14 protein-coding genes are annotated in these 17,686 nt (G+C 62.7%); 9 read left to right on the top strand and 5 right to left on the bottom strand.

Annotated elements, in window-relative coordinates:
* Window positions 1-6: 6 nt before the first annotated feature.
* The 5 genes from BJN45_RS16405 to purM form a co-directional block, all read right to left on the bottom strand.
* On the bottom strand, window positions 7-588 hold the full coding sequence (locus BJN45_RS16405; protein ID WP_076097215.1) for a YqaA family protein: 582 nt from the start codon (window positions 586-588) through the stop codon (window positions 7-9).
* Window positions 588-3,665, bottom strand: a complete 3,078-nt coding sequence (locus tag BJN45_RS16400; protein WP_076097213.1) for an efflux RND transporter permease subunit — start codon at window positions 3,663-3,665, stop codon at window positions 588-590. The genes BJN45_RS16405 and BJN45_RS16400 overlap by 1 nt, the downstream gene beginning before the upstream one ends.
* Window positions 3,662-4,762, bottom strand: a complete 1,101-nt coding sequence (locus tag BJN45_RS16395; RefSeq protein WP_240494602.1) for an efflux RND transporter periplasmic adaptor subunit — start codon at window positions 4,760-4,762, stop codon at window positions 3,662-3,664. Before BJN45_RS16395 ends, BJN45_RS16400 begins: the two co-directional genes overlap by 4 nt.
* Window positions 4,759-5,220 (bottom strand): septal ring lytic transglycosylase RlpA family protein, encoded by a 462-nt coding sequence (locus BJN45_RS16390; RefSeq protein WP_076097211.1) that lies wholly within the window; start codon window positions 5,218-5,220, stop codon window positions 4,759-4,761. Before BJN45_RS16390 ends, BJN45_RS16395 begins: the two co-directional genes overlap by 4 nt.
* A gap of 94 nt (window positions 5,221-5,314) precedes the next feature.
* On the bottom strand, window positions 5,315-6,355 hold the full coding sequence (purM, locus tag BJN45_RS16385; RefSeq protein WP_076097209.1) for a phosphoribosylformylglycinamidine cyclo-ligase: 1,041 nt from the start codon (window positions 6,353-6,355) through the stop codon (window positions 5,315-5,317).
* A gap of 151 nt (window positions 6,356-6,506) precedes the next feature.
* Here purM and creB point away from each other — a divergent pair, with 151 nt between their 5' ends.
* The 9 genes from creB (at window position 6,507) to BJN45_RS16340 (ending at window position 17,641) form a co-directional block, all read left to right on the top strand.
* A complete protein-coding gene (gene creB, locus BJN45_RS16380) occupies window positions 6,507-7,181 on the top strand; it encodes a two-component system response regulator CreB (RefSeq protein ID WP_076097388.1) in 675 nt (224 codons plus the stop codon).
* 2 nt (window positions 7,182-7,183) lie between these two features.
* Window positions 7,184-8,611, top strand: a complete 1,428-nt coding sequence (creC, locus tag BJN45_RS16375; protein WP_076097207.1) for a two-component system sensor histidine kinase CreC — start codon at window positions 7,184-7,186, stop codon at window positions 8,609-8,611.
* Between the two features lie 79 nt (window positions 8,612-8,690).
* Window positions 8,691-9,548, top strand: a complete 858-nt coding sequence (gene dinD, locus BJN45_RS16370) for a DNA damage-inducible protein D (protein WP_076097205.1) — start codon at window positions 8,691-8,693, stop codon at window positions 9,546-9,548.
* A gap of 135 nt (window positions 9,549-9,683) precedes the next feature.
* Window positions 9,684-12,245: an HD domain-containing protein gene (locus tag BJN45_RS16365; protein ID WP_076097203.1), complete on the top strand. Its 2,562-nt coding sequence runs from the start codon at window positions 9,684-9,686 to the stop codon at window positions 12,243-12,245.
* A gap of 97 nt (window positions 12,246-12,342) precedes the next feature.
* Window positions 12,343-13,659, top strand: coding sequence for a cell envelope integrity protein CreD (creD, locus tag BJN45_RS16360; protein WP_076097202.1), 1,317 nt, complete (start codon window positions 12,343-12,345; stop codon window positions 13,657-13,659).
* Entirely contained in the window at window positions 13,659-14,933 is a 1,275-nt protein-coding gene (locus tag BJN45_RS16355) for a glycoside hydrolase family 3 N-terminal domain-containing protein (protein WP_076097200.1), read from the top strand. Before creD ends, BJN45_RS16355 begins: the two co-directional genes overlap by 1 nt.
* 107 nt (window positions 14,934-15,040) lie before the next feature.
* The gene (tyrS, locus tag BJN45_RS16350; protein WP_076097199.1) at window positions 15,041-16,315 is read left to right on the top strand and encodes a tyrosine--tRNA ligase; all 1,275 of its coding nucleotides are present in this window, start codon (window positions 15,041-15,043) and stop codon (window positions 16,313-16,315) included.
* Between the two features lie 7 nt (window positions 16,316-16,322).
* Window positions 16,323-16,976, top strand: coding sequence for a DnaA regulatory inactivator Hda (gene hda / locus BJN45_RS16345; RefSeq protein ID WP_076097197.1), 654 nt, complete (start codon window positions 16,323-16,325; stop codon window positions 16,974-16,976).
* Window positions 16,973-17,641: an HAD family hydrolase gene (locus BJN45_RS16340; protein WP_076097195.1), complete on the top strand. Its 669-nt coding sequence runs from the start codon at window positions 16,973-16,975 to the stop codon at window positions 17,639-17,641. Before hda ends, BJN45_RS16340 begins: the two co-directional genes overlap by 4 nt.
* Window positions 17,642-17,686: the final 45 nt, after the last annotated feature.

Here is a 17,686-nt window from a genome sequence, read left to right as displayed (position 1 = left end):
ATTGTCTTATTGCATTCCGTACCATAGACCGCCGAGCACGACGATGGCAACCGTCGCCCAACCCAGCCGATCGATGTAGCGATGCAACGCATCTTCCATGCGCGCGCCGCCCCATGCCATCAGCCCGGCGACCAGGAAGAAGCGCAGGCCGCGCCCGATCAGCGAGGCCAGCGTGAAAGGCAGCAGGGCCATCGACAAGGCACCGGCGGCGATGGTGAATACCTTGTAGGGAATCGGCGAAAACCCGGCCACGAATATGGCCCAGAAACCCCACTTGCCAAACCACGCCACGGCGGTCTCGTAGGCCGGCCAGTAACGACTTTCCTGGAGCCAGGGTAGGATCGCATCGATGGCGAAATAGCCGATCAGGTAACCGAACAGCCCGCCGGCCACCGAGGCCAGCGTCGTCAGCAGGGCCAGGAACCACCAGCGCGGCGGATTGGCCAGCGCCATCGGCGCCAGCATCACATCCGGCGGCACCGGGAAAAACGACGATTCGGCAAAACTCAGGCCGCCGAGATACCACGGCGCATGCGGGTGACGCGACCAGACCATGGCCCGGCGGTACAGCGGGGAAAACAGCTTCATCAGGACTCTTTCGGGGAAACGTGCAATTCGCTTGCGACGTCATCCTGCAGCGCCGGCTTTTTTGCCGCCAGCAGCGTGTAGACCGCAGGAACGACGAACAAGGTCAGGAAGGTGCCGAGCAGCAGGCCGCCGACGATGACCCAGCCGATCTGCTGGCGCGATTCGGCACCGGCACCGGTGGCCAGCGCCAGCGGCACCGCCCCCAGCACCATCGCGCCGGTAGTCATCAGGATCGGACGCAGGCGCAGTTCGGCCGCCTCGATGACCGCCTCGTTCAAGGCCCTGCCCTTCTCCTGCAACTGATTGGCGAACTCGACGATGAGGATGCCGTGCTTGGTGATCAGGCCGACCAGCGTCACCAGGCCGATCTGACTGTAGACGTTGAGCGTGCCGTCGGTCGCCCACAGCGCGAACAGCGCACCAGCCATCGACAGCGGCACGGTCAGCATGATGATGAAGGGATCGCGGAAACTTTCGAACTGCGCTGCCAGCACCAAGTAAATGAAGGCCAGCGCCAGACCGAAGGTCAGCGCCAGTGACGACGAGGATTGGCGGAATTCGCGCGACTGGCCGTTGTAGTCGACGGCATAGCCGGGCTTGAGCGTCTGCGCGGCGAGCGTATCCATCGCCGTCAGCGCCTCGCCGATCGTATAACCGGGCGCCAGGTTGGCGGTAATGGTCACCGCGCGACGCTGGCCGAAGTGGTTGAGTTCGCGTGGCGCCACCGTCTCGCTGACATCGAGCAGATTGTCGAGCGAGATCATGGCGCCGTCGGCGCCGCGCACGTAGATGTCGCGGATGTCGTCCGGGTTGCGCCGGTCGGCATCGGCCACCTGGATGATCACGTCGTACTGCTCGCCATCACGCTTGAAGCGCGTCACCTGGCGGCCGCCGAGGAAGGTTTCCAGCGTCCGGCCGATGGTCTCGACCGGAACGCCCAGGTCAGCCGCCTTGTCGCGACGGACGGCGACCGACAACTCCGGCTTGTTCAGCTTCAGATCGCTGTCGAGGTTGGTCAACCCCGGATTCTTGCCCAGTTCGGCCATGAACTGCTGGGTCACCTGCAACAGTTCGGCGTACGGCGCCGACGTCGCGATGACGAAGTTGATCGGACGGTCACGCGGGCTCTGGCCGAGCGACGGCGGCGTCACCGGGAAAGCCCTGACGCCGGGAATGGCGGCAAACTGGGGCTGCAGTTCGCGGGCGATATCCTTCGAATGCCGGTCGCGCACGCTCCAGTCGGTCAGGCCGACAAAGGAAATGCCGTCATTAACCGTCGGACTGCCGGCAACGACAAAGTAGCGGTCGATATCGGCGGTCTTGTCATAGATGCCTTCGAGCTGGCGGGCGTACTTTTCGGTGTAGTCCAGCGTCGCGCCATCCGGGCCACTGATCACGCCGACGATGATGCCACGATCCTCGATCGGCGCCAGCTCCGACTTCAGCGCCTTCAGCAGCACCCCGCAGGCGCCTGCAACCACGAAGAAACCGATGAAAACAATCCAGCGCTGCCGCAATGCTGCGGTCAACAGCCGCCGATAGCCGGAATTCAGCCAATTCAGGAAATTTTCGACGAGAACGTAGGCCTTGCCGTGCTTTTCCTCATGTTTCAGCAGCACCGAGCACATCATCGGCGACAGCGTCAGCGCGACGAAACCGGACACCAGCACGGCACCGGCCAGCGTCAGCGCGAATTCGATGAACAGTTTGCCGGTGCGACCGGTCATGAAGGCGACCGGCGCATAGACGGCGGCCAGCGTCAGCGTCATCGCGACAACGGCAAAACCGATTTCCTTCGCCCCCTTGAACGCCGCCTCGCGCCGCGGCATGCCTTCCTCGATATGGCGGTAGATGTTCTCGAGCACGACGATCGCGTCGTCGACGACGAGGCCGATCGCCAGCACCAGCGCCAGCAGCGTCAGCGTATTGATCGAGAAGCCGAGCACGAACATGATGGCGAAGGCGCCGACCAGCGACACCGGAATCGTCACCAGCGGGATCAGCGTCGCGCGCAGGTTGCGCAGGAAGAAGAAGATGATCGCCAGCACCAGCACGATGGCTTCGCCGATGGTCGTGAACACCGACTTGATCGAGCGGTCGATGAAGATCGAGGTGTCGTTGGAGATATCGACGGTCATGCCCTTGGGCAACTCGGCGGCGATGCGCGGCAACTCGGCACGCAGGGCATGCGAGAGTTCGAGCGGATTGGCCGTCGCCTGCTTGATCAGGCCGAGCGAAACCGCCGAACGGCCGCGGAAGCGCACCGAACTGCGTTCCGCCGCCGCGCCGATCTCGACCCGGGCGACATCGCGGATGCGCACCGGATAGCTGTCGACGGTGCGCACGACGACCGCGCCGAATTCTTCCGGCGTACGCAGGTCGGTCGTTGCCACCACCGAGAATTCGCGTTCGCGGCTCTCGATGCGGCCGGCCGGCACCTCGACATTCTGCCGGCGCAGCGCCTCTTCGATATCTGCCGGCGTCAGCTGGTAAGCGGCCAGGCGCTGCTTGTCCAGCCAGATGCGCATGGAAAACTTGCGCTCACCGAAGATGCGCACATCGGCCGCCCCAGGCAACGTCTGCAGGCGCGGTTTGACGATGCGGTTGGCAACGTCGGTGACTTCGAGCGGCGTATGCACGTCGGACGAGAACGCCAGCCAGATGATCGGGTTGGCGTCGGCCTCGACCTTCGCGATGACCGGCTCGTCGACTTCGTCGGGCAGCTTGCTGCGCACCCGCGAGACGCGGTCACGGACATCGGAAGCAGCCGAATCCGGGTCGCGTTCGAGCTTGAAGCGGACCGATATCTGGCTGCGCTCGGCGCGCGAAATCGACGTCAGGACCTCGACGCCCTCGATCCCGGCCAGCGAATCCTCGAGCGGCTTGGTCACCTGCGACTCGATGATGTCGGCCGACGCGCCGCGGTAATCGGTGCTCACCGTGACCACCGGCTCGTCGATCTTCGGGTATTCGCGCACCGACAGACGGTCGTAGGAAACGATGCCGAGCAGCATGATGACCAGCGACAGCACGGTCGCCAGCACCGGCCGCTCGATGCATATTTCGGAAATCCTCATGGCTTGCCGGCCGCCGCTGGCCCAGCCGGAACCTTTACCGGTGCGCCGGGGCGCAGTTTCATCTGGCCGGCGGTGACGACGAGATCACCGGCTGCCAGTCCCTCGACGATCTCGACCCGGGCATCGCGGCGCGCGCCCGAACGCACGACGACGCGCTCGGCCTTGCCGTCCACCACCTTGAACACCGCCGCCTGGGCCCCGGGCATGATCGCCTCTTCCGGCACCATCAACACGCCCTTGCGCTCGCCGAAGGCCAGACGCACACGAACGAACATGCCCGGCCGCAAATGACCGGCGGCATTGTCGAGGCGGGCACGCACCGAAATCGAGCGGCCGTTCGGGTCAATTTGTGGGTCGATGGCTTCGACCACGGCAGCGAATTTCTGCCCGGGCAGCGCATCGCTGCCGAGTTCCAGCGACTGGCCCTTCTGCAGCCGACCGAGATAGGTCTCGGCCAGACGGAAATCGACGCGCAGGCTGCTGATGTCCTCGATATTGACCAGCTCCTCGCCTTCCTTGACGTAACCGCCGACACTCACGTTGCGCAAGCCGACAACACCGCGGAACGGCGCCCGCAGGCGCATCTTCGCGGCCTTTGCCTCGGCCAGCTGGACCGCTGCTTCCTGCACCTTCAGACTGGCTCCGGAAGTATCGAGCGCCTGTGGGCTGATGAATTTCTTTGCCAGCAATTCCTGGTTGCGCCGATAGGTCGAACTGGCCAGCGCCAGGTTGGCCCGCGCCTGCGCCAGTTCTGCATCCTGGACTGCCGCATCGAAACCGATCAGCAGATCGCCCTTGCCGACCACCGCGCCATCACGGAATCCGATGGTCGCCACGCGGCCGCTGATTTCCGGACGCAGCACCACCGATTCGCTGGCCTTCAGGGTACCGACCGCCGTCGTCTCGTCGGCAAAATCGAGCGCAAGCACCGGCGCCACCTCGACCGCCACCGGCTTGTCCGCCGGCGCTGACGCTGCGCCCGCTGGCGCGCCCGCCGGCGCCGGCGCACTGCGATTGGCCGACCATGCGTACCAGCCCAGGCCAAGCAGCCCGACAAGGGAAAGCGCGACAACGCCGCGACGAGTCATCGTATTCATTGTGCAGATAATCCTGTTTCCGACCGAAAGGTCACTATGCCTGCCGGATTGTACTCAACATCAGCCGGATCGCCGACGGCAGCGCCGGATTCCTTCGGTCGACCGCAATCCGGGCAGTTTTCCGGGGCAAAGGCATCGGCGCAGGCCAGCGGCCCGCGTTGCAGCCAGTCCGCCCGCAATGGTGCGACCCGTACCTTGACGACACCGGCCTTCAGCATTTCAAGATAGTCGGCGGCGCCTTTGGAAACATCGATGACGCGAACCCGGTGCCGGCGATGCATCCGGTCGTTGATCCGGACGATGACGCACAAGCCGTTGACCGGGCGCAGTACCGCCACCCGGCTACCAATGGGAAAGCGGTTGCTCGCCGCTGAGAATTGCGTCTTGTCGTAACGTTCGCCACTGGCCGTTTTACGGCCGTGGAACTTGCCACCGTAATAGCTGGCGAGACCTTCCACGATCCCGCCCTCCGCCGGCGCCGGCAGTTCTTCCGCCGCCAGCGTAGCCGCCAGGCACAGGCCACAGCATAAAGCCGCGACCCGCCGGCAAGCCTCAGACCACGAGGGTCTGCGCTTCGTCACCCTGCCGTGCCCGGATCTTGCCGATGCGATAGACGGCTTCGCCCTGTGCCTTCAGTTCGGCCATCGCCGCATCGGCGTCGGCCGCAGCGACGACGATGACCAGGCCGATGCCGCAGTTGAAGGTGCGGTGCATTTCGCTCTCCGCCACATTGCCTTCGGCCTGCATCCAGTCGAACAGCTTGGGACGCGGCCAGGCGGCCTTTTCCAGCTCGGCGACGGTGTTTTCCGGCAGCACGCGCGGCACGTTTTCGAGCAGGCCGCCACCGGTAATGTGCGCCATGCCCTTGATCGCGACCTTTTCCAGCGTCGCCAGCACCTGCTTGACGTAGATGCGGGTCGGCGCCATGACCACGTCGGCCAGCGAACGATCGCCGTCGAACGGTGCGTTCATGTCCGGCTTGGAACGGTCGATGATCTTGCGCACCAGCGAGTAGCCGTTGGAGTGGGCGCCGGAAGACGCCAGACCGAGCACCACGTCGCCCGGCGCAATCGACTTGCCGTCGATGGCCTTGGACTTTTCAACGACGCCGACCGCAAAACCGGCCAGATCGTATTCGCCGGCCGGGTACATGCCCGGCATTTCGGCGGTTTCGCCACCGATCAGCGCGCAGCCGGCCAGTTCGCAACCCTTGGCGATGCCGCCGACGACCGACGCAGCGGTATCGACATCGAGCTTGCCGCAGGCAAAGTAATCGAGGAAGAACAGCGATTCGGCGCCAAGCACCAGGATGTCATTGACGCTCATGGCGACCAGATCCTGGCCGACGGTGTCGTGACGATTCAGGTCGAAAGCCAGTTTCAGCTTGGTACCGACACCGTCGGTCCCGGACACCAGCACCGGCTCCTTGTAACGCTTGGGCACTTCGAACAGGGCGCCGAAGCCGCCGATGCCGCCGAGCACGCCGTCGCGCAGCGTCTTCTTGGCCAGGGGCTTGATGCGCTCGACGAGGGCATCGCCGGCATCGATGTCGACACCGGCATCACGGTAGGAGAGGGAAGTATTCTGGGTCATGATGGACAAGGCCAAGCTGCTGAAAGACCCGAGATTTTACCCGAAACGCGGACACTTCTTAAGTTCCGGACACAACAATGAAAAATCCTGCGGTCGACGCGCATTCCGGGCAACTTTTTCCGGCACCGCCTGGCTTATCATTGCCGCCATCATGAACATCCTGATCGTCGACGACGAACCGGCCATCGCCGATACGCTGAGTTACGCGCTGCGTGCCGAGGGCTTTGCCACCGAGTGCTGCATGCTGGGCGGCGAGGCGCTGGCGCGGCTGCAGCGCGGTGGCATCGATTTCGTCGTCCTCGACGTCGGCCTGCCCGACATCACCGGTTTCGACGTCTGCCGGGCGCTGCGCCGCGATTCCGACCTGCCGGTGCTGTTCCTCACCGCCCGTTCCGACGAGGTCGACCGCATCGTCGGCCTCGAACTCGGCGGTGACGACTACGTGACCAAACCGTTCAGCCCGCGCGAAGTCGCCTCGCGGGTACGCGCCATCCTGCGCCGCCTGCACGCTAACGGCGAATCGCGCGGTCAACCTGAAAAAACGGCCAGATTCGCCGTCGACCGCGACGGCCTGCGCATCGCCTACCACGGCCACTGGCTGGCGCTGACCCGCTACGAATACCTGCTGCTGGCGCTGCTGCTCGAACGCCCGGGACGCATCCTGAGCCGCCCGCAGATCATGGCGGCGGTCTGGCAGGACGACGGCGAAAGCCTGGAGCGCACCGTCGACACCCACATCAAGACGCTGCGCGGCAAGCTGCGCGCAGTGCGCGACGACGAGGTCATCCTCACCCATCGCGGCCTCGGCTACAGCCTGGCGGCCTGAGCGTGAACATCTCGGTCCGCCTGTTTTTCGGCTATTTCCTGGTGGTCGGGCTGGCCGCCTGGTTCGTGTTGTACACCTTCGTCAAGGAGAGCGAGCCGAGCATCCGCCAGGCCACCGAGGAAAGCCTGGTCGACAGCGCCAACCTGCTCGCCGAACTGGCGGCCGGCGAACTCGCCGCCGGGCGCATCAACGACGGCGCCTTCGCCACGGCCGTCGGCGCCGCGCTGCAGCGTCACCCGGACGCCGAAATTTATGGCATCAAGAAGGACAGCGTCGACCTGCGCATCACCCTCACCGACGCACGTGGCATCGTCGTCTACGACTCGGCCGGGCAGGCGCAGGGCAAGGATTTCTCGAAATGGAACGACGTCGCCCGCGTGCTGCGCGGCGAATACGGCGCCCGCCAGAGCCGGATCGACCCGAACGACCCGAGCACCTCGGTCATGCACGTCGCCGCGCCGGTACGCCGCGACGGCCAGTTGATCGGCGTCGTCTCACTGGCCAAGCCAATGACCTCGATCGCTCCCTTCGTCGAGCGCGCCACCAACCGCGTGCGCGCCTCCGGCCTGACGCTGCTGCTGGCGACGGCGGTGATTGGCCTGGTGTTTACCGCCTGGCTCAGCTGGTCGATCCACCGCCTGCGCGACTACGCCCGCGCCGTCAGCGAGGGACGCAATGCCGAGCCGCCGAGCGGCGGCGGCCGCCAACTCTCCGAACTGGCGCAGGCGCTGGCGACCATGCGCGAAAAGCTCGAAGGCAAGCAGTACGTCGAACGCTACGTGCAGAACCTGGCGCACGAGATGAAAAGCCCGCTGACGGCGGTGATCGGCGCCGCCGAAATCCTCGAAGACGAACTCCCGGAAGCCGACCGCCGCCGCTTCGCCGCCAGCATCGGCGAACAGGCCGGCCGCCTGCGCGACATCATCGAGCGCATGCTGCAACTCGCCCGCGTCGAACAACTGCAGGCGCCCGGCGCCAATGTTGCGGTCGACCTCGCCGAACTGCTCAAAACCGCCGTCGCCGACCGCCAACTGGCGCTCGCCGCCCGCAATCTGAATTGCGTCATCGACGCCGAATCCGGCATCAACATCAACGGCGACGCCTTCCTGCTCCGCCAGGCCATCCTCAACCTGCTCGACAACGCCATCGAGTTCTCGCCCGACGGCGGCGAAATCGCGCTAATTCTGCGGTCGACCGCAGAATTAGCCGAAATCCGCCTCCGCGACCACGGCGCCGGTGCCCCCGACTACGCCCTGGCGCAACTCTTCAACCGCTTCTACTCCCTGCCCCGCCCGGCGACCGGGAAGAAGAGCACCGGCCTGGGGCTGGCGTTGGTGCGGGAGGTGGCACGGCTGCATGGCGGCGAAGCGGGGTTTGCGAATCATCCGGAGGGTGGCGGTGAAGCGCGGCTGGCTTTGGCACGTGGCTGACGGTCAAACCAGAACGCTTCGCGGCGCCGGATTATTCAAATAACATGATCGCTTTCCAGCGATTTTACGGGGAACCACCATGCAATCCGGCGCCATCCAACTACTCAAGAACCAGTTCGACGCCCTGAGCCAGCGCACCCCGGAAGAAGACATCGAATTCTGGTTTGCCCGCGACCTGATGGAACCGCTTGGCTACGCGCGCTGGGAAAACTTCCAGACCGCCATCAACCGCGCCATGGATTCCTGCGACACCACGGGTTATGCCATCGGCGACCATTTTCGTGGCGTCACGAAAATGGTCAAACTTGGCAGCGGCGCCGAGCGGCAAATCGACGACTTCATGCTCACCCGCTACGCCTGCTATCTGATCGCCCAGAACGGCGACCCGCGCAAGGAAGCCATCGCCTTTGCCCAAAGCTACTTCGCAATCCAGACCCGCAAGCAGGAACTGATCGAAGACCGCATGCGCCTGCAAGCCCGGCTCGATGCCCGAGAACGCCTGCGCGAATCGGAAAAGACGCTGTCCCAGAACATCTACGAACGCGGCGTCGACGATGCCGGCTTCGGCCGCATCCGCTCCCAAGGCGACGCAGCACTCTTCGGTGGCCACACCACCCAGGCCATGAAAGACCGTTTCGGCATCACCAAGACCCGCCCGCTGGCCGACTTTCTCCCGACCCTGACCATCGCCGCCAAGAATCTGGCGACCGAAATAACCAATCACAACGTCAACCAGGACAACCTGCAAGGCGAACGGGCAATCACCCGCGAGCATGTGCAAAACAACGAAAGCGTCCGCGACATGCTCGGCCAGCGCGGCATCAAGCCGGAACAATTACCGGCGGAAGAAGACATCAAAAAGTTGGAGCGGCGGGTAAAGGCAGAAGAGAAGAAGCTGGTTCAACAATCGGGTACGTTGCCGCCACCAAAGGAATAAGTTGCCCAGGCGTGGCAAAACGAGTGGAATTTCCCTCAACAGCCGAAGTGCATAGTGATTTGGTATCGCAGGACACAAACAGCATCAGATTTGCGGTAATAATTGCTTCTTCGAAGAACAAAACTGGTCCGCAGCATGGAAGCCTCCTATCGCCGAAGCAGCCTCTGGCAAACCGCATTTCCCGACAGCGCTAGCGATCACGTTGCACAAAGAAAACGAATCATCGAAGCCCATGAACGTTTTCGTGAACGGGTCGCGCTACTGCTGCAACAAATACAGAAGGAACTGCCTAACCTGACACTGCACGACATCACACACGTCGATGCCCTTTGGGAAGTAGCCTCGGAAATTGCCGGTCCGGACTACCCTTTGAACCCAGCAGAAGCACTGGTGCTGGGTGGCGCTTTTCTACTTCACGATGCCGCACACTGTCGTGCCGCTTACCCTGGCGGACTAGACGAACTAAAGAAACTCGACGAATGGCGTGATGCAGCGGCACGCCGTGGACTTGCCCCTGAGGGCTTACTCCCCGGCAGCGACGAGTTTCAGGGAGTGCTGTTCGATACCTTGCGCGCACTCCATCCCAAACAAGCCAAAGAACTCGTCTTCGCAAAATGGAAAGACAGTGACGGTACCGAAGCCAGCCTTTTTCCAGACGACGAACTACGTAACGCCTATGGCGACTTGATTGGTCAAATCGCGGAGAGCCATTGGTTTCACCCCCACCAATTAGAAAGTTTCGGTAAAACTGTACGCGCTGCGCCAACCTGTCTCGCACCGGCCAATTGGACTATTGATCCACTCAAGCTAGCCATCCTTTTGCGCGTGGCTGACGCATGCCATCTCGACGCTCGCCGTGCCCCACGTTTTCTGATGCTACTCAATCGACCTGAAGGTGTTTCGGCAATCCATTGGCAGTTTCAATCCAAACTCCATCAGATTCATTGCGACAAGGAACGCGAAGAACTCCGCATCACAGGTAGTCCATTCAAAATCAGCCAGCAAGCCGCTTGGTGGCAGGCCTATGACGCAGCTTGTCTAGCCGATAAAGAGCTTTCTGCTAGCGATGCGCTGCTAAGAGATTTTCGCGGTCAACGCCTTGCAGCAAAAGAAATTGCTGGTAGCCGTAGTCCGGAGAGTTTTGCTCGGTTCGTGGCCACGGATGGCTGGTATCCAATCGATAGCTCGCTACGTATCAGTAATATTCAATCTGTTGTAGAGCGTTTCGGAGGAGAAAAACTCTATGGCGATAAACCCTGGTTGGCACTGCGCGAATTGATACAGAATGCCCGCGATGCCATTCACGCTGCTCGCAGTCTTGGATATCTGAATAATAACGAAGGCGAAATTGAAGTTTGCGTCGAAGATACCGACGGAGGACATTGGCTACACATCACCGACAATGGCATTGGCATGAGCCGCTACGTATTGACGGAAGTCCTCCTTGATTTCGGGCATTCGCTTTGGCGCAGCGACGAAATAAAAAGTGAGTGGAGCGGCTTAGCATCCAGCGACTTCGAGGCTGTTGGACAATTTGGCATCGGATTTTTCTCAGTATTTATGCTCAGCGACCAAGTTCGTGTATGCACAAAGCGCTGCGAAGCCAAAGACGATGAAAACGATAACGGATGGTTGCTCGAATTTAATTCTGGAACGAGAAGCCGTCCATTGCTCCGCGCGCCAAACAAATCCGAAAAACTAAAGAAATCCGGAACATGTGTATCAGTTTTTCTGACACCAGAGAAAAAGGAAAAACTTGGCATAAAAGAGTCCGTCCCGTGGGGAAAAGACGGAATACTTACGATAGATCAGACCGTGGCACATCTGTCACCAGCGATCGACATTGACATAGTCATCAAAGAACAAGGCTCTAGGAAAATTGCCGTTAAAGCTAACGACTGGAAAAAATTACCCACATTAGAGTTAATGAGACGCTTATATCCATTTAGTTACGCCGACGACAATATGAAACGCCATCACAGCTGGCTAAAACTAACAGATGCCAAAGACAAAACCAATGAAGTAATTGGCCGATGTGCAGTCATTGAAAAATACCGTTCAAAATCCGCACTTGGTGTTACAAAAGGAATATTTGCAGGATATATTGACGGAATAACTGGGATTATCCAATCAGCACCTCAAAAAGACCTATCACGTCAATCCGCAATTCCAAAAATCGAAAAGTTATATTTACAAAGATGGGCCGAACAGCAAAAAAATGAGCTATTAAACAACGGCGGCCTAAACCTCGCTTTAAGCGCAGCACTGGCAGAATATGGTGCGTCCACACACAACCTAATCGTAGGAACTCTTGGCGGAAATCCCGTAACCCAAAAGCAACTACAGGATTACTTATTAAACACAAAAGAATTCGTTATTCACCAAGGAGAAGTAACCTACGAAGGCGACGATGATGTTCGAGAAAGTGAGTTCAAATCATTCTCCGCTGAAGAATATTTATTTGAATCAAATCATAGCTATTTGAGAAGTTCTTCTTGGACAGAAGAAATAATATCCGGAGAGCCAGAATCTATGCTTTGGTCGATAAAAACCGGATACATATCGGCGCTAATCTACGCATGGGGTAATCAAGACAATTGGGATGAAGATACTGAAACAGTAATTGTTGGGCACGTTGACGGCACAGAAATCTTGCGTAGCTGTAGCATTTTTAATCGTATCGAAAACGACGAATAGGGCGTTTTTCCCCACTTCACTCCCACTTCACATAGCCTCATAACCACCTCACCCGCCCCATCCAGACTCGCTCCCGTCATTCAACAGGGAGTCAATCATGGACAGGAAACTGCTTTACAAGATCGTCGCCATCGTCACGATGTCGATTCTTCTGCTGATACCACTGGCGCTGATCGAGGGGCAGATTCGCGAGCGCAGCCAGCGGCAGCATGAGGTGCAGCAGAACATCGCCGAGAGTTCGGCCGGGGCGCAGACGCTGATCGGGCCGATCGTCGTGCTGCGTTACCGCGAGCGGCTGCGCGAGACACGGGTGGCGCCGGAGACCGGCAAGATCACCGAGAGCACGCGGGTGGTCGAGCATCGGCGGCTGGTGGCGCCGGAGTCGCTGAGCATCGAGGGCGAGGCCAAGGTCGAGACGCGCCAGCGCGGTATCTACCAGGCGCGGCTGTTCCACCTCGACAGTCAGGTGGCCGGCCGCTTCCGTTTCAACGCGCCGACACCGAGCGGCGATGCCGAACTGCTCGATCTGCAGGCGACGCTGGTCGTCGGCCTGTCCGATCCGCGCGGCGTGGCCAGCGATCCGGAGGTGACGATCAACGGCCAGCGTCATCGCTTCGCCAGCGGCAAGGTTGATCCGGAAATCATGCCTTTGCAGCCGTTGACCGTAGCACTCGGGCGCATCGAGGCGGGCAAGCCCCATGATTTCGCCGTCAGCTTTCCGCTGCACCTGACCGGCACCACGCGCCTGGCCATCGCGCCGGTCGGCGAGAGCAACCGCATCGCGCTGAAGTCGGCCTGGCCGCATCCGAATTTCGGCGGCCGTTTCCTGCCCCGCGAGCGCAGCGTCGGTGCCGACGGTTTCAACGCCCGCTGGGAGGTCTCCCACCTCGCCCGCAATTTCGACAACGCGCTCAACCCGAACAGCGGCGAGGCGCTGGCCATCGACTTCATCAACCCGGTCAACGTCTATCTGCAGTCGGAGCGCGCGGTGAAGTACGGCGTGCTGTTCATCGTGCTCACCTTTGCCGGCTTCTTCCTCACCGAGATCCTGCGCCGGGCGCCGATCCATCCGCTGCAATACCTGCTGGTCGGGCTGGCGCTGGCGATTTTCTTCCTGCTGCTGATCGCATTCTCGGAGCACATGCCTTTCGCCACGGCTTACGGCCTGTCGGCGGCGGCCTGCATCGTGCTGATCGGCTGGTACCTGGCCGGCGCGCTCGGCGGCTGGCGCCAAGGCGCGGCTTTCGGCGCCGGGCTGAGCGGGCTTTACGGCGTGCTCTTCGGCGTGCTGCGCTCGGAAGACAACGCGCTGCTGATGGGCAGCCTGCTGCTCTTCGCGGCGCTCGGCGCGACCATGCTGGCGACGCGGCGGCTGGACTGGTACGGCCTCGGCCGCAAGGCGGAGGACGCCTGATGCCGGCCGGCACCGCGTTCGGTCGCGGCGCGGCGACGCTGGCGGCGAATCTCTGGCCGCTGGCGCTGCTGCCCTCGGCCTGGCATTACCAGCACCCGTTGCTGTTCAGCCTGCGCCACGGCGAAAGCGCGCTGCTCTTGGGCCTGCCGCTGCTCGGCCTGCTCTGCTGGCGGCGGCTGCCGGGCATTGCCCGGGTGCTGCTGCTCGGTGTCGGGCTGCTGCTCGGCTGGCAGGCGCTGGACTATCACCGGCAGCGCGACGCGGTGCTCGCCGCCGGGCCGGCGATGCGCGAGGTCGGCCGGCATTTCGTCGTCGGCTACACCGATGTCGAGGAAGTCCGCGAGCTGGCGGCCAAGGGGCTGATCGGCGGCATCTACGTCGGCCGGCGCAACGTGCGCGGGCGCAGCCTGGCCGAGGTGCGCGCCGAGATCGCCAACCTGCAGGCGGTACGCGCCCGGGTCGGCCTGCCGCCGCTGATCGTCGCCGCCGACCAGGAAGGCGGCTGGGTCAATCACCTGTCGCCATTACTCGAACGTCTGCCGCCGCTGGCCGGCGTGGTCGATCAGCCCGACCCCGGCATTGCCGCGCAGGCCTACGGCGAACGCCAGGGCGGCGCGCTGGCCGGGCTCGGCGTGACGCTCAACTTCGGCCCGGTGGTCGACCTGCGCCCAGCCGACCGACCGGCCGGCGACATGTTCAGCGACATCCCGGCGCGCGCCATCGGCAGCGATCCGGAAGGCGTCGCCGAAGTCGCCGCCGGCTACCTCGACGGCCTCGCCGCCAGCGGCGTGCGCGGCACGCTGAAGCATTTTCCCGGTTTGGGGCGGGTCGACCGTGACACGCACCTGCACCCGGCCCGGTTGAGCGAGACGCCGGCCGAACTGGCCGCCGACTGGCTGCCCTTCCGCACACTGGCCGGCCACGCCGGCAGCGCGTTGATGCTCGGCCACGTCACGCTGGACGCGCTCGACCCGCAGCGCGCTGCCTCGCACTCGCCGGCCGTCATCCGGCTGCTGCGCAGCGACTGGGGCTACGACGGCGTGCTGGTCACCGACGACCTGAACATGGGTGCGGTGTACAACCTCGGCATCGGCAAGGTCGCCAGCGAGGCGCTGGGCGCTGGCGTCGACCTGGTGCTGGTCAGCTACGATCCGCGCCAGGTCTACCGGGCGATCTTCGCGGCCGCGCAGCTGCTGGAACGGGGCGAAATTGCGCCGGAAACGCTGGCGGCGAGCGCGCGCCGCTTGACAGGGCTGTCGTCGTCACCAATTTGACATCGTCACGTCGCTGAAGCACCGCCGGCCTCTGCTAAAATCGCGGGTCCGAATTTTTCGGCGCCCGCGATTTGCAGCGGTCGCCTGTCCCAGTGGAGAGTTTTGCCATGTACCAGTCCCCCCTCATCCAGGATCTGCACGAGCGCGGCCTGATCGCCCAGATCACCGACGCCTCGGCGCTCGACAAACTGCTGACTGAGGAATCGGTAACGCTCTATTGCGGCTTCGACCCGACGGCGGACAGCCTGCACCTCGGCCACCTGGTGCCGGTGCTGATCCTGAAGCGCTTCCAGGAAGCCGGCCACAAGCCTATTGCGCTGGTCGGCGGCGCCACCGGTATGATCGGCGACCCGAGCTTCAAGGCCACCGAACGCAAGCTCAACACGCCCGACGTAATCGCCTCGTGGGTAGGCAAGATCCGCGACCAGGTCACGCCCTTCCTGAATTTCGAAGGCGCCAATCCGGCGATCATGGCCAACAATTACGACTGGTTCGGCGGCATGAACTGCCTCGAATTCCTGCGCGACATCGGCAAGCATTTCTCGGTCAACGCGATGATCAAGAAGGAATCCGTGCAGCAGCGCCTGACCCGCGAAGACCAGGGCATTTCCTACACCGAGTTCTCCTACAGCCTGCTGCAGGGCTACGACTTTGCCGAACTGTACAAGCGCCACGGCTGCGTGCTGCAGATCGGCGGTTCCGACCAGTGGGGCAACATCGTCGCCGGCACCGACCTGACCCGCCGCCTGCACCAGAAGCAGGTCTACGGCCTGACCCTGCCGCTGATCACCAAGGCCGACGGCACCAAGTTCGGCAAGACCGAATCCGGCGCCATCTGGCTCGATCCGAAGAAGACCTCGCCCTACGCCTTCTACCAGTTCTGGCTGAACACGGCCGATGCCGACGTGTACAAGTTCCTCAAATTCTTCACCTTTTTGCCGGTCGACCGCATCAATGCCATCGAAGCGGCGGATCAGGCCAGCGGCGGCAAGCCGGAAGCCCAGCGCATCCTGGCCGAGGAAGCGACCCGCCTGGTGCATGGCGAAGTCGCGCTGATGGCGGCACGGCGCATCACTGAATGCCTGTTCTCCGGTCAACTCGCCGATCTGACCGAAAACGACCTCGAACAACTGGCCCAGGACGGCATGCCCGGCGTCCAGATCGACCAAGCCAACGCCGGCCTGATCGACGCACTGGTCGCCGCCGGCCTGGCCAAGTCGAAGTCGGAAGCGCGCACCTTCATCCAGAGCGGCAGCGTCAGCATCAACGGCAACAAGATTGAGGCGCTCGATCACGTCGTCAGTGGCGACGAGCTGCTCTACGGCCGCTTCACCATCCTGCGCCGCGGCAAGAAGAATTACGGTCTGGTCAGCTGGCAGTAAAGCCGCCATGCGCCAACTGACCCTCGACCTGCTGCCGGACAGTCCGCCGACGCTGGACAACTTCGTGCCCGGCGCCAACGCGGAAGCGCTGGCGGTGTTCACCGGCTGGCTGGCCGGCGAACCGCAGGACACGGCGTTCTGCCTGCACGGCGAGGCCGGTTGCGGCAAATCGCACCTGTTGCAGGCGAGCGGCTTCCACTACGTCGATGCCGCGGCCAATCCCGGCCTTGCCGGCATCACCGCTGACACGGCACTGGCAGTCGATAACGTCGAGGCGCTCGACGCCGATGGTCAGATCGCACTGTTCGCGCTGTTCAACCAGCTCAAGGCCGGCGGCGAACGGCTGCTGGCCGCGACGCTGCAACCGCCGCAGCACCTGGCGCTGCGCGAGGACCTGCGCACCCGCCTCGGCTCGGGACTGATCTACCGCTTGCAACCGCTGTCCGACGCCGAAAAGGCCGCCGCCCTGGCGGCCCAGGCGAAAGAGCGGGCATTGAAGCTGACGCCCGAAGCCATCGATTACCTGATGCGCCACGCGCCGCGCAACATGCGCACGCTGTCGGCGCTGATCGTCGCCCTCGACCACTACACCCTGGAGCACAAGCGGGCCGTCACGCTGCCGCTGCTCCGTGAACTGCTGACCCTGGAAAGCCCGACATGAACCTGGCCCTCTTCGACCTCGACAACACCCTCCTCGCCGGCGACTCCGACTTTGAGTGGGCGCAATTCCTGATCTCCCGGGGCGTCGTCGACCGCGAAATCCAGGAAGCGAAGAACGTCGAGTTCTACGAGCATTACAAGGCCGGCACGCTCGACATCGACGCCTTCCTCGAATTCCAGCTGGCGCCGCTGACCCGCCACCCGCGTGCGGAGTTGGACAACTGGCACCGCGAATACATGGAACGCCACATCCGCCCGATCATCAGCGACCAGGCCCGCACGCTGGTCCGCAGCCATCTGGACGCCGGCGACCTGTGCGTTGTCGTCACCGCCACCAACAGCTTCGTCACCGGCCCGATCGTCCGCGAATTCGGCATCCACCACCTGATCGGGACGATTCCTGCGGTCGACGTCAAGGACGGGGCATTTTTCGGCACATCGACCGGCACGCCGTCGTTCCAGGCCGGCAAGATCGTCCGCGTCGAACAATGGCTGGAAGCCCTCGGCCTGTGGTGGGGCAGCTTCGACAACAGCTACTTCTACAGCGATTCGCACAACGATCTGCCGCTGATGAAACACGTCAAAACCCCGGTGGCCGTCGACCCGGATGACAAACTGCGTGCCCATGCGCTGGAAATGGGCTGGAAAATCATCACTTTGCGGTAAAATCCGCCTCTTTTCGCAGCGCATCGTGCGCTTGACCCTCAGGAA

The sequence above is a fragment of the Azonexus hydrophilus genome (genome assembly GCF_001956855.1).
GTDB classification, from domain to species: Bacteria; Pseudomonadota; Gammaproteobacteria; order Burkholderiales; family Rhodocyclaceae; genus Azonexus; species Azonexus hydrophilus_A.
Note: the sequence above shows the minus strand (reverse complement) of the source record. Positions and strands in the feature narration are given on the sequence as shown.